We start from the raw sequence: 11,985 nt of genomic DNA on the forward strand, positions 1-11,985 counted from the left end.
GTGCGAAGGAATATGCTGCGCTGCACCTAAGTCGCAGCGACTTCGGCAGCAGCGATTGCAGCGAGATCGCCGCCGAATCCGCTGATAAAGCTTGTCATTCCGCCGATCGGCACCTGATGACGCTGCGCGTGTGCCAACACGTGCGCAAACGCGGTCCGTCGCTCCACGTCGAAGTCGGGTCCGAACACAAGCGCGACGATCTGCGTCAGCGCCGTTCCATGACCCGGCAGGCACGCAGCCGACAGCAATGCGGCGTAGTCGTCGCCGTCGCGCGCCGCCGACACAGCGAGATCATGCGCGCGACCAAGCGCCCGGTGCAGTGCGGCGCGGCTGCGCGCTTCGGCAGCGCGGGCCTGCGCGGCAGTTTCGCGCGCCATCGCCAGTTGCTCGCCAAGCGCCCCCGCAAGGACATCGTCCGCCGGCATCGGATCGTCCAACACCAGTTCGGGCACGACCGGCGTGGTCGGCTCGCTTGCGAATCCGCCACTCGGACCATCGGCCCAGACCTGTGCGACCTTGGCCGGCAACGGCGGCGTCGCGCGCGCGGCGGCATCGAGTTCGGCCGCCAGCGTCGCCTGCAGGGTGTCGTCCGCCAGTTCCTTCCAGTTGATGACGCCGTAGATGAAATCGATCGTGTCGCCGATGGACGAGAACGGCATCAGGATCCCGCGGTACAACGTCGTCCGGCCTCGGCTGCTGACGAACTCCGCCTCGAAGCCGATCGGCGCGCGATTCGCGATGATCTGCAGGTAATGATCGGTAAGACGGGACAGCAGCGACCGGCTGGGTACGTCGGCGATCGTCGCGATCGGCCCCTCCAGCCCGCATTCCTCGCGCAGCGCACGACCGAGATATGCGATTCGCGGATCGCCCATCCCGTGGCTGAAATCGAGCAGCACGCTGTGCGGGCCGAAATCGGTGATGGTTTCGGGCTCGAGGTTGGCGATCGACGGGTACGGCCGTCCGTCCAGCAGCGACACCCAGTGCGTATAGGCGCGCACATGCATCCGCCGCTCGTCGCCGCCGAGATCGAACATCACGTCGTTCACCCCGGCATCGGTCGATTCGCCGGTACGGCTATGGGCGTCGGGGTCGGCGCTACCGTCCCGGTCGCCGCCGTTCCCCGCAAGCGCCACGATGCCATCCGGACCATCGTTCTTCTCGCTGTCGAGCCCATGTACCGTATCCATGCCAGCGTCCCCAAGTCACCGCCCCGCTTGTGCACCGCCCGTGGTAAACGCCGCGTAAACGTGCAAACCGCTTGTCAGCCCCCAGATCCCCTGTTAAGCGCCGCCACCTCGACCGGAGACATCCAACGTCGGGCCGCTTTAGCTCAGCTGGTAGAGCATCGCATTCGTAATGCGGGGGTCACAGGTTCGAGTCCTGTAAGCGGCACCATTTTTTCCAGGCGACAAGTGATTGTTTTACCTCACATTTTTATCACTCCGGCCTGCGCTGCGGTGTCTGGCTGTTCGGTGCAGGTTCGGTGCAATGCACCGGGGGCAAGACGTTCAAGGTCGGTAAAATGCCGGTCAGTGCGGTGACGACGCTGGGAAATTCGCCAATCGCGTAGACCTCGGTCTGGCTGCCGTCGCTGTGACCCATGAAGCCCTCTAGGTCCCACTTCGTAGCGCCGCGGTTGCGCGCGAGCGTCGCGACGCTGTGGCGCAACAGGTACGAGCGCCAATCGCGGCCCTTCGGCAGTCCGAGCTTCGTAAGCATCGCGTCCCATGCCCGGTCGACGTCCTGGACGGGACGGCCGTGGTAGTTGACCAGCCAGCCGCGGCCGGCGCGGTCTTCCGGCTTGAGGTCCATGAACGTCGCGTATTCGGCGCGCAGCCAGCGATCGAGCGTTGGGAGAACCGGCACCAAAGCGCGATACTTCTTGTTCTGCGTCCTGCCCTGCGGGTTCAGGTCGATCGTCGGCGCACCTGGCCACCACTGCTCACGGTCGGCCGCTACGTTGATGTCCACAACGGCAGCGGCCGATTGATGAGAACCGGATGCGCTAACATGGCGTCCACCAGCGCGTCGTCTGATAGCGCCGCGTCACTAAGACCGAGCTCCGCATGGGGTGTCCCCTTCTCGCGCAGCAGATCGCGGGGCGTGATTCCAGCGCGACTGATAAGCTCGACAAGCAGCGCGCGTGAAGGCTGCGTCTTCAGATATTCAACAACGTGCGGCTCGATGCCGGCATTGCGGATCATCGCCAGCGTGTTGCGCGACGTGCCGCACTCGGGGTTGTGATAGATCACGATATCGACGGCCACGAGGCATCCTTTCAGCGGCATGGGGTGAGTTCGGCCAGAAGCGGCGCGCATAGTTCGGGTAGCCAGCACAGCAGTCCTTGACGAGGAACAGGGTTAGTGTGCGCAGCCCGTCCAGATCGGCGCGGTAGACGATCAAGCGGCTACGCCGTTCGGAACGGACGATGCCGGCACGAGAGAGGATGCCAAGATGCGCGGACATAGTATTTTGCAGCACCTTAAGTTGGCGTGCGATTTCGCCGGCGGCCAACCCATCTGGTTCGTGGCGAACCAGTAGGCGGAAAACGTCGGGGCGAGTGCCCCGTGCGAGAGCGGTAAGTGCAGCAATAGCCGAATCGTTTTCCATATATCCAGCACAGAGGATATGTCAGACGCCGCTAGCTGGAGATCTCCGAAGCCGATTTTATCGGTTCACCATCTTTTTCGAGAAATCTGGCGTGCCGCCCGGCCGTGGGGAATGCGTGCGGCATGGGCCCACGTCCCCATGAACGAAGGGCCAAAGTTGGGAAGTGAAATTCTCGCCGTGCACGTCCACAACTGAGTCTTCGCGCCGATGAGTATCGCTGGCAGACGAATAGGTGGAGCAAGTTACTTCAAATCCTGAGCTACCCGTTTGCCGCCGCGCCGTAGTTATCGGGCGGATGGCACTGTTACCAGATCCGTACGCGGTCGGCCGGTGCGAGATACTGCTTCTGGCCAGGGTCAATCTTCCACGCGGCGTACCAAGCATCCACGTTGCGTAGCGGGTTCACCGCACGGATCTGACCCGGCGAGTGCGGGTCGCTGACCAGCTGCTGTCGGAGCGCCTCGTCCCGGAACAGCGTCCGCCAAACCTGTCCCCAACCCAGGAAAAAGCGCTGATCGCCGGTGAAGCCGCCAAGCACGGGGGCAGCCTTGACGCCTAGCGAGGTGTGATACGCGTCGAGCGAGATCAGCACCCCGCCAAGATCGCCTATGTTCTCGCCCATCGAAGCGCGGCCATTGATGTGAATGCCGGGCAGCCCGTCGAAGCTGTACGCCTCGTACTGTTCGCCTAGCCTTGCCGCCTGTGCCTCGAACTTGGTCGCGTCCTCCGCCGTCCACCAGTCGCGCAGAACGCCACGGCCGTCCGACTTTCGGCCCTGGTCGTCGAAGCCGTGGCTGATCTCATGGCCGATCACGCCGCCGATGCCGCCATAATTCACGGCGTCGTCCGCCCTTGGGTCGAAGAAGGGCGGCTGCAGGATTGCGGCCGGGAAGACGATCTCGTTCTTGACCGAGTTATAATAGGCGTTGACCGTCTGTGGCGTCATTCCCCATTCAGCCTTGTCGACCGGAATGCCGATCCGTGCCCGCCGGTAATCCCATTCGAAGCGTTGCGCGGCCTCTGCGTTGCCGACAAGGTCGCCCGGTTTGATTTCGAGGCCGGCATAGTTCCGCCAGTTGTCTGGGTAGCCGATCTTGACGTTAAAGCCCCGGAGCTTGTCGAGCGCCTGCTCCTTCGTGGCAGCGCCCATCCATCTTAGATTGCGGATTCGCCCAGCCAACGCCACGCGCAAATTGCGGACGAGCTGGTCCATCTTCGCCTTGGACGCAGGCGGGAAGTAGAGCGCGACATAGTCCCGCCCGATTCCCTCACCGACGCCATTCTCGGCGAACGCCACCGCGCGCTTCCAGCGCTCGCGCTGCTGCGGCTGGCCGTTCAGGAATTTCGAGCGAAACTCGAATTGCGCGTCGACGAAGCGCTTCGAAAGGAGTGGTGCGATGTCGTCGGTGATGCGGAACGCCTCCCACGCCTTCAGCGTATCGAGGTCACTCTCGGCGAACACCTTGGCGATGCTGGGGAAGGCGGTGTTCTGCGCCACGATCGCGCGGTTGGCGGCGTCGACGCCGGCAGCCTCGAAGAAGGTCGCCCAGGGGAAACCGGGTGCCTGGCTCGCCAACTGCGCGGGCGTCGTCGGGTTGTAGGTCTTGTCGCGGTCGCGGCTCTGCGCGCGCGTCCAGTGCGCCTGCGCGAGCCTGGTCTCCATCGCCACGACGTTCCCCGCCGCGGCCTCGGCGTCGGGCCATCCCGCAAGAGTCAGCATCTGCGTCACATATTGCCGATACCGCGCAACCTGTGGAGCGAACTTGCCGTCGATATAGAGGTCGCGATCGCCGAGGCCCAAGCCGGACTGCCGCAAATAGAGGGCGTACACGTCTGGCTGCTTGGCATCGTCGTTGACGCCGGGCGCGAAGAAGCTGGCGCCAAAACCGCCGAGCGAGCGCCCCATGAACCGTGCGATGTCGTCCTTCGACGTAGCAGCCCTCAGCGGCGCCAGTCGCTGGGTCAGCGGTGCGGCGTCGAGCTTCTCTGCAGTGGCGGTGTCCATGAACCCTGCGTAAAGGATTGCTGCCTTCATCCGGTCGGGATGCGCGGTGTCGGAAGCGCTATAGCGGCCGATGAGGCTACGCAGCCTCTGCTCAGAAATGTCGCGCAAAACCGCGAAGGCACCGTAGGATGATCGATCCGGCGGGATCTTCGTTCGGTCCGCCCACGCACCATTGACGAAGCGGAACCAGTCATCACCCGGCTTCACGCTACGATCCATCCCTGTCATGTCAAAGCCCCAGGCGCCGTAGCTGGTCGCCGCGGTGTTATCCGTTGGCACTGCCGCTGTCGGCTGCGCAGTCTGGCGAGCAACCGCACTCCCGATCGCGACGACGCCGAGGAGGGCAACAAGCGGCATATGCTTCAAAACCAACCATCTTCTCCGATTAAGGACATTGCACCTTACCTTTATGATGGCTTCGCGCTAGCAGAAACCATGCAATGATGTGGCCCACATCAAGATGCTGCCGAGCTCATCTGGATAATGAATGGATGCGTAGGTTTCGGAAGCGGGGAAGGGCCCCCGAATGCCAGCTATCGTCTTCCATGCAGCGGGCCAATCATATTCACGAGCTCTCCGAAAGCGTGGGAGCATGTCTCAAGTCGTACCGTTTGGATCGTGCATGGTGAGTCGGATGGCTACAGCTGCCAACGGCCCTGGCGCTTACTCCGAGACGTAAGAAGGGCATCCAAGTCGCCTCGAATGCCCTAATTTGGCAAGCCGCTTGGGAGCAACCTGCCTGCAGTTCTAAGCGCTCGGTCTGTTAGATGCCATTCGAAAGATTGGTATCCGGGTCGTTGGTCCGCATGTCTTCAGCCTGATTCTGGCCTGTCGCGCGCACTGCGTCGGCCTTGTTCTCCAGGCTCGCTTCAGCTGCTTCGTTGCCCGTGGCGTCGGCGGCGTCTTCGAGGTTATCGGCGACGGCTTCAGTGTTCGACTCGATCTTATCGGCCGCCTGCTCGCGCGGGCTGGTGTTGCAAGCTGCGAGCGAGAGCAGACCGGTAACGACGGCGACAGCAAAAAATTTCTTCATGATCAACCCTTTTTGTGGTGCGATACGGATACACGACGGCGGTAGGAATTCAACGCCGATCCACTTGGTGGGGTATGGCTGCCCAGCGGCCAGCAACGCCTTGCCTAAGCGATCCCTCAACAGGCAGGAACCAGTGGCCAAACCCATGCGCTCGGAGCGCTATCACTGAGGAAGAAGCGATGGATGAGTTTGCGCGCATGATGAGTATGGAGGGTGTGCGTCCTCTTGATACCCTAAAGGAAAAATCCCGGCGGATTGTCAAACAGCGGTCTCCAGACCCGAGCCAACCCTTAGAAACTATCCAAGAATTGGGGGCAGGCGGTTATGCATGGGTTACAGGAAAACGTGCGCGCACTGCGCTCGAGACGGCGTTGGAACGCATGGCCAGCGAGATCCGCAGCGGACGGCGCGGCTGGGCAACCGGCATTCTTCAGGATGGCAGGACAGTCACATTGCCTGCTTCGTCAGGAGCGGCGTCACTGCTTGGCACCGCAGATCGGCAATCGTTACGCCTGATGATTGTCGGCGGCGACGGCTGGACCTTCGTAATGCATCCGATGATGGGAGTCGCTACGCTTGATAACGATCCTGCCTAGCCCGATGAACAAGCGTCAGGAAAGGGAATGCAGGTGGAGCGGCTGGACGTCGAGAAACCGGTTTTCCTGACTGAGGGGCGGCGGTCCATGTTACTTTTGCTGATTCGTCCCTCGTTGAGCCCTTTCATTGGATTGTCCGTTCCGCCATGGCCAGCGCCCGTCAATCTTGACGTGACCCCCGCCTTTCATCCAGCTGGAACCAGAGACCGACCGTTGTTGTCGCGCAGGAGCGCGGGTGAAGCAACGGTCGGGTTTAAACCCGATCGTTGCTTTTCGAGTTCGGCGGCAAAGGCGGCCGGTGTGGCGTAGCCGAGCGAGGAGTGTGGCCGCTCAGTGTTGTAGTCCTCGACCCAGCGGGCGAGGATCGTGCGCGCCTGGCGGACCGTGAAGAACAGCGTCTCATTGAGTAGCTCGTCGCGCATGCGACCGTTGAAGCTCTCGACGAACCCGTTCTGCGTCGGTTTGCCCGGTGCGATATAGTGCCACTCGACGCCGGCATCGCCCGACCACGCCAGCACCGAGTTTGAGGTCAGCTCGGTGCCATCGTCGCTGACGATCATCTTGGGCGAGCCACGCTCGGCAATCAGGTCGCCCAGCTCGCGCACCACCCGCTTGCCTGATATCGACGTGTCGAGCACAGCCCGCAAACACTCGCGTGTCACGTCGTCGACGATGTTGAGGATATGGAACCGCCGCCCCGTGGCCATCTGATCATGAACGAAGTCCAGGCTCCAGCGCTGGTTGGGTAGCGCCAGGACCGGCGCAGGTGCCCGCGCGCCGACGGTGCGCTTTCGTCCCTTCCGCCGACGGACTGTCAGACCTTCCTCGCGGTAAAGCCGCTGGGTCTTCTTGCGGTTGATCGTGATGCCCTCCCGCCGAAGCAGGATGTGCAACCGCCGATAGCCGAACCGTCGGCGCTGCTGCGCCAGCTCACGCAGACGCGACCGAAGGTCGCCATCATCCGCCCGTCTCGAGCGATACCGCATGCTCTTGCGATCCGCCCCGACGACAGCACACGCCCGCCGCTCGCTCATCCCCAGCGCCGTCTGGAGATGCGCGACTGCTTCCCGCTTCGCGGCAGGCGTCACCATTTTTTTGAGAGCAGGTCCTTCAGACCTGCGTTGTCGAGCATCGTATCCGCCAGCAGTCGCTTGAGCCGCGCGTTCTCCTCCTCGAACGCCCGCAACCGCTTAGCATCGGACACCTCCAGACCGCCGAACTTGGCCTTCCAGGCGTAATAGGTGGCGCTAGACATCCCGTGCCGACGACACAGATCCGTCACCACCACACCTGCCTCGGCTTCCTTCAGGATGCCAATGATCTGCTCTTCCGAAAACTGCTTTCGCTTCATCTGTCCGTCCCATTCCGGGGTCGGACTCTAGCTCCAACTGGAGCAAAAACGGGGGTCACGTCAGCGCTCCTGCGCGACAACAACGGTCGGTCTCTGGTTCCAGCTGGATGAAAGGCGGGGGGCACGTCAGCGTCTGAAGTTGGGAAGCCCAAGAGGACTACGGAATGTCCACTTGTGGGTCTCTAGCTCCGTAACCAGCCGGTCATTCGAGCCTAAAACATTCTAAGGACGTCATGGTTCAAGCGACCTTTCGCTTTCTCCGCCTGCGCTGGCCCAAGTTCCATTTCGTCCGCCAGAAGCCGTACACCGCGAGGCTGCCAAGCAGCGTCAGTACGATGCCCGACACGGTCATGGCGACCTTCCATGCAATGCCGCCCGTTTTGGCAGCGTGCACGGGATAGAGTTTCTCGCGGATCGATGCCGCCTTTCCCCGGGCCGCCGGATCGTCATAGGCCACGATCGTCAGCTTAACCGGATCGGCGTACACGAACGTCCGTCCGTTCGGGGTCCATTCGAAAGATTGGCGGAGGCGCAGGATGATGGGAGCGCCGGTCTTGCGCGGCATTTGCAGGCGGCGAAATTCGGCACCGGGAAACATCGCGGCAGCAGCCTTGAAAAGCGGCTTCAGGTCATGCGCGGATGGCGTGACTCGGAAACTGTGAACTTTGGGTGCGACCGGGCGTGTTTCGGCAAGCAAGGGCCCACCCAACGCGGGAAAAATCATAAGAATGCCCGTCACCAGCGACACGAGCAGCAACGGCGCCGTCACGACGCCCATGTCCCGGTGGTGATGGACGATTGCGCCGGGCTTCATCGTCGCAGGCCACAACCGCAGGCGAAAGCGGCTGCGCATCCGCCACCACAGGATCATCCCGCTAATGAGGAAGAACAGGCCCGTAAGCCCGGCGACACCGGTAATTGTCTCGCCGGCATCGCCGACCAGAAGGCGATGATGCAGGTCGAACACCCACAATTCCGGTCGCTGCCATGACGAGGACCAGCGGTCGACCGTCACGCCGGCCTGGCTGATATAGGCACCGCTGCCGTCTGCGAAGATGGCCTGATGAACGCCCAGACCGTCGCCTGCGAACGTGATGCGGTCGATCTGGGACGACGCGTCCGTCACGGCGCCGACCGCCAAGGCCAGCGATCCCGGATCGGCCCGGACTGGATCGCCAGCGTGCGCCACGAAGGTCAGCTGGTTGCGCCAGACGAGCAGCGTACCCGTGAGCCCCAGTACCCCCAGCAGCAGACCGCCGATCGCGCCGATCCAGCGATGCAGCAGGGACAGGATGCGCATCAGAAGCCGGCCTGCCAGCTCAACGTGAAATTGCGGCCCCGCCCCGTGTAAAAGCGCGCATTGTCGGTCGGACCCTGCGTATCGCTGTAGTAGGTAACGTAATCGGTATTGCCGACATTCTGAACGCTCAGCATTACGCGGCCTACCGATAGCTCGTAGGCGACATACGCGTCGAACAGCCGATAACCGACGAAGTCGTTGGCGATCGGCTGTCCCTCAAAACGACGGGACAGGTAGTAGCGCCCCTGTACACGCGCACTGAAGGGGCCGTGGCTGTAATCCAGGTTGAGATTGAGGCGATCGGGCGAGATGTTGGCGCCGTCCAGATCGGCATCGAGAATGCCATCGGCGTTGGTGTCGGTGCGCCCGTTGAGATGGCTGAAACCGGTGCCGACCTTCAGACCGGGCAGCGGGGTGCGAACAGCGAGGTTCAGTTCCAGACCCTCGATGTCGATCGGCTGTCGTGCAACGTTGAAGAAGCCATCGCTGCTGCGGACGAGCACCTGACCCAGATCGCTCGACGACCAATAATAGGTCGCGCTGGCGTCCAGTGGCCCTTGTTTCACTTCGACGCCGATCTCGCGGTTGTTCGAGATCACGGGGGTCAGATCTAGAAAGTCGGCGATCCGGATATTAGGCTGGCTGATACCGCGCAGGACACGACCAATATCGGCGATCGTGTAGCCCTCGGCATAGCTGCCATAGGCGCGGATACCCTTGACCGGCTCCAGCACGAACCCGCCGTTCCACAGCGCGCGGTTGAATGATGGCTTGCCGCCGATAACGGCCCGGGAACCGGCACTTGCAAGCGTCGTATAGTCGGGGATATCGAGCCGCACGTTCTCGTACCGGACGCCTCCTGCGATCCTGACGATGCCGTCGAACAGTTTGAGATTGGCCTGGCCGAACGGCGCGAGGCTGCGAAAATCCGTCCGCGGCACCCACGTGCGGCCGGTCTGCACCAGATCCTGCTTGGTGCGATCGATCAGCGCGTCGAACCCGGCGGTCAGCGTCAGCGCCTCGAGCCCCGGTACCGCGCGTTCATAGCTGATCTTGCCACCGAGCTTGCGCGAGACGTTGCGCGACTGGTCGAACAGCGTGCCGGCAGGAGCGATCCTCGCGTCCTGGAAGGTGGCGAGGATACCGCCGGCGAACGTGTCGCTGGTCCGATTGTAGAAGCCTTGGAGCGTGAACGCCCCGCCCATCAAATTGCCGTCGGTCAGCGATGCCGACACCATCTCGGCCAGGCCGGTGGAGGGTTGTCCGGCCGTTTCCCCTCTCCGGCTGGTGGCAGGGATGCCCAGCGTCCGGTTGCCATCGACCGCGACATAGTGGTTGTTGCCTTCCAGCTTGAAGCGATTGACGATTACCTCGAACCGGGCGGTGTCGGACAGATCGACGCCCACCCGACCAAAGAAGGCGATGCTGTCCGTATCCTGAATTTCGCTTTGGTTGCCGTCGAGGCCGATGCGCCGCCCGCGGCCATCGACGAAGACGCCGCGCCGCTCAAAGGCGATGCCGCCGGTCGCGTCGAACCGGCCGCTGCGCATGGTGACGAGGCCGGCGATCTTCCCGCCGAGCGACGACCCTGCGAAACCGTCGCCGCTGTTACCCTGAAGCAGCGTGCGTCCGCTCCAGCCGTTTTGCTTCGGCGCGCTCGCGGTGACCTGATTCACCACGCCGCCCGTCGCACCAATGCCCTGTAAGGCGTTGGAGCCGTAGATCACTTCGATCCGGTCGATGAAGAACGGGTCGATGGTATAGCCGTCGCGTGCGCCGTCGCGGATCGGCGTACTCTGCGGAATGCCGTTGATGGCATAGAGCGGCGAGCGACCGCGCAGCGTTTCGCCGAAGCCGGTGATCTTTTCCCGTGTCGGCGAGAAGGCCGGCAGCAGTGCCGATATCGCGTCGACGACCGAACCGGAGACTGCAACCTGACGCGACAGTGTCTCGCGGTCGATCACGTCGACGGTCAGGGGCAGGGCGCTAGCCGGCAGGGTCGTGCGCGCAGCCGTTACTACGATATCTCTCCGCCGGGCGTCGTCCGCACCCTCGCGGGCCTGTATTTCCTGCGCGCTCGCTATGCCTGTCGACGTGACACAGGCGGCGATCATGCCCAATGCGACCTTCATTCTATTCCCCTTTGAAGAGGCAGTAGAAGTAGCTATGCGTAATTGCAATCAACTCTCAATAGCATTTCGTTGGGCACCGTTGGAGTGCCGCTCCTGCAGGTTAGGACGTAAGGGACGCAAACCGCCACGTTTAACGGGCGTGCGGGCGGCGATCGGTCGCGTCCAGCCGGTCGAGGACATCCACCGCACGATAGCCTCGCTGCGTGGCGCGGGCGTCGATCCGATCAACTTCGACCTGATGTATGACCTACCCGGCCAGTCCGAGGCGAGCCTGCAGGCGACGTTGCGCGACAGCATCGCGATGGGCCCGGACCGGCTCGGAGAGTTCGGCTATGCGCATGTCCCACATCTCGTGCCGCGCCAGCGTCGGATCGACGCGAGCGACTTGGCGGATTCTCAGACCCGGTTTTAGCAGTCGGCACTGTCGCACGGCGTACAGACCGCTGCAGGCTATACCGCGGTCTTCGCCCGGCCCGCCGATGCGCTGGCGCGAACAACCGGCGCGGGCACGCTATACCGCAATTGCCGGGGTTTTACCGAGGACCCGGCGCGGATTCTGATCGGGCTCGACGCCAGTTCGATCAGCGAGTTTCCAGGCGCGCTGGTGCAGAACGAGAAGAATACCGGCCGCTACGGGATGCGGATCGGCGCGGGCCGTTTCGCGACGACGCGGGGGGCTGCGGCGGATCGTGGAGGACCAGATCCAGGGTGGCGCGATCGAGGCGATCCTGACGCGCGGGATCGTCGATCTCGGGTCCGTTGCGGGGCTCGACTCGATTCGTGCGCGGCTCGATCCGTTCGAGCGGCTCGAACTGCTGGAACGGGAGGGCCATGTCCTGCAGTCCGCGGCAGATGTGCTGCCCTATGCGCGGACGATCGCCAGCGTGCTCGACAGCTATCGGCAAACCGCGACAGGACGCTTCAGCAGTGCCATCTGACGTTGCACCGAAAGCGC

Annotated in this window: 10 protein-coding genes, 1 tRNA gene and 2 pseudogenes; 4 read left to right on the forward strand and 9 right to left on the reverse strand. The window is 63.0% G+C overall.

Features of this window, described 5'->3' with window-relative positions:
• Positions 1–26: 26 nt before the first annotated feature.
• Positions 27–1,190 carry a hypothetical protein gene (locus ASE88_RS08300; RefSeq protein WP_056477467.1) on the reverse strand — a complete coding sequence of 388 codons (1,164 nt, stop codon included), beginning with the start codon at positions 1,188–1,190 and terminating at the stop codon, positions 27–29.
• Positions 1,191–1,322: 132 nt separating this feature from the next.
• Here ASE88_RS08300 and ASE88_RS08305 point away from each other — a divergent pair.
• Positions 1,323–1,398: transfer RNA gene (locus tag ASE88_RS08305), tRNA-Thr, on the forward strand.
• A gap of 42 nt (positions 1,399–1,440) precedes the next feature.
• Here the strand turns inward: ASE88_RS08305 and ASE88_RS08310 are convergent.
• From ASE88_RS08310 to ASE88_RS08325, 5 genes and pseudogenes are all read right to left on the reverse strand, one after another.
• Positions 1,441–1,974, reverse strand: coding sequence for a hypothetical protein (locus tag ASE88_RS08310; RefSeq protein ID WP_235527879.1), 534 nt, complete (start codon positions 1,972–1,974; stop codon positions 1,441–1,443).
• A gap of 65 nt (positions 1,975–2,039) precedes the next feature.
• Positions 2,040–2,321, reverse strand: a pseudogene (locus ASE88_RS08315) (hypothetical protein); the annotation flags it as partial.
• Positions 2,282–2,613 (reverse strand): annotated as a pseudogene (locus tag ASE88_RS18315) (ArsR/SmtB family transcription factor). The pseudogenes ASE88_RS18315 and ASE88_RS08315, both read right to left, overlap by 40 nt.
• 304 nt (positions 2,614–2,917) lie before the next feature.
• The gene (locus tag ASE88_RS08320) at positions 2,918–4,975 is read right to left on the reverse strand and encodes a M13 family metallopeptidase (protein ID WP_156357044.1); all 2,058 of its coding nucleotides are present in this window, start codon (positions 4,973–4,975) and stop codon (positions 2,918–2,920) included.
• Positions 4,976–5,381: 406 nt separating this feature from the next.
• Positions 5,382–5,651, reverse strand: a complete 270-nt coding sequence (locus ASE88_RS08325) for a hypothetical protein (RefSeq protein ID WP_055875422.1) — start codon at positions 5,649–5,651, stop codon at positions 5,382–5,384.
• Positions 5,652–5,830: 179 nt separating this feature from the next.
• Here ASE88_RS08325 and ASE88_RS18870 point away from each other — a divergent pair, with 179 nt between their 5' ends.
• On the forward strand, positions 5,831–6,247 hold the full coding sequence (locus tag ASE88_RS18870) for a hypothetical protein (protein ID WP_156356983.1): 417 nt from the start codon (positions 5,831–5,833) through the stop codon (positions 6,245–6,247).
• Between the two features lie 185 nt (positions 6,248–6,432).
• Here the strand turns inward: ASE88_RS18870 and ASE88_RS08330 are convergent.
• The 3 genes from ASE88_RS08330 to ASE88_RS08345 form a co-directional block, all read right to left on the reverse strand.
• A protein-coding gene (locus ASE88_RS08330) for an IS3 family transposase (protein WP_156356984.1) occupies positions 6,433–7,598 on the reverse strand; the annotation gives its coding sequence in 2 pieces (ribosomal slippage) (positions 6,433–7,337 and positions 7,337–7,598; 1,167 coding nt in all).
• Between the two features lie 238 nt (positions 7,599–7,836).
• Positions 7,837–8,898 (reverse strand): PepSY-associated TM helix domain-containing protein, encoded by a 1,062-nt coding sequence (locus tag ASE88_RS08340; RefSeq protein WP_056477476.1) that lies wholly within the window; start codon positions 8,896–8,898, stop codon positions 7,837–7,839.
• The gene (locus tag ASE88_RS08345; protein ID WP_056477478.1) at positions 8,898–11,030 is read right to left on the reverse strand and encodes a TonB-dependent receptor; all 2,133 of its coding nucleotides are present in this window, start codon (positions 11,028–11,030) and stop codon (positions 8,898–8,900) included. Before ASE88_RS08345 ends, ASE88_RS08340 begins: the two co-directional genes overlap by 1 nt.
• Before the next feature lie 139 nt (positions 11,031–11,169).
• On the opposite strand from ASE88_RS08345, the gene ASE88_RS08350 reads away from it, so the two are divergent.
• Positions 11,170–11,442, forward strand: a complete 273-nt coding sequence (locus ASE88_RS08350; RefSeq protein ID WP_056477480.1) for a hypothetical protein — start codon at positions 11,170–11,172, stop codon at positions 11,440–11,442.
• 277 nt (positions 11,443–11,719) lie between these two features.
• Complete coding sequence (locus ASE88_RS08355; RefSeq protein ID WP_056477482.1) at positions 11,720–11,968, forward strand: hypothetical protein; 249 nt, start codon at positions 11,720–11,722, stop codon at positions 11,966–11,968.
• Positions 11,969–11,985: the final 17 nt, after the last annotated feature.

This window comes from Sphingomonas sp. Leaf38 (assembly GCF_001421825.1).
In the GTDB taxonomy this organism is placed as follows: Bacteria; Pseudomonadota; Alphaproteobacteria; order Sphingomonadales; family Sphingomonadaceae; genus Sphingomonas.

Bases quoted from the DNA above. Each gene is read 5' to 3' on its own strand.
- ASE88_RS08340 (WP_056477476.1), bottom strand. From the start codon at position 8,898: ATGCGCATCCTGTCCCTGCTGCATCGCTGGATCGGCGCGATCGGCGGT.
- ASE88_RS18870 (WP_156356983.1), top strand. From the start codon at position 5,831: ATGGATGAGTTTGCGCGCATGATGAGTATGGAGGGTGTGCGTCCTCTT.
- ASE88_RS08320 (WP_156357044.1), bottom strand. From the start codon at position 4,975: ATGCCGCTTGTTGCCCTCCTCGGCGTCGTCGCGATCGGGAGTGCGGTT.
- ASE88_RS08345 (WP_056477478.1), bottom strand. From the start codon at position 11,030: ATGAAGGTCGCATTGGGCATGATCGCCGCCTGTGTCACGTCGACAGGC.
- ASE88_RS08325 (WP_055875422.1), bottom strand. From the start codon at position 5,651: ATGAAGAAATTTTTTGCTGTCGCCGTCGTTACCGGTCTGCTCTCGCTC.
- ASE88_RS08300 (WP_056477467.1), bottom strand. From the start codon at position 1,190: ATGGATACGGTACATGGGCTCGACAGCGAGAAGAACGATGGTCCGGAT.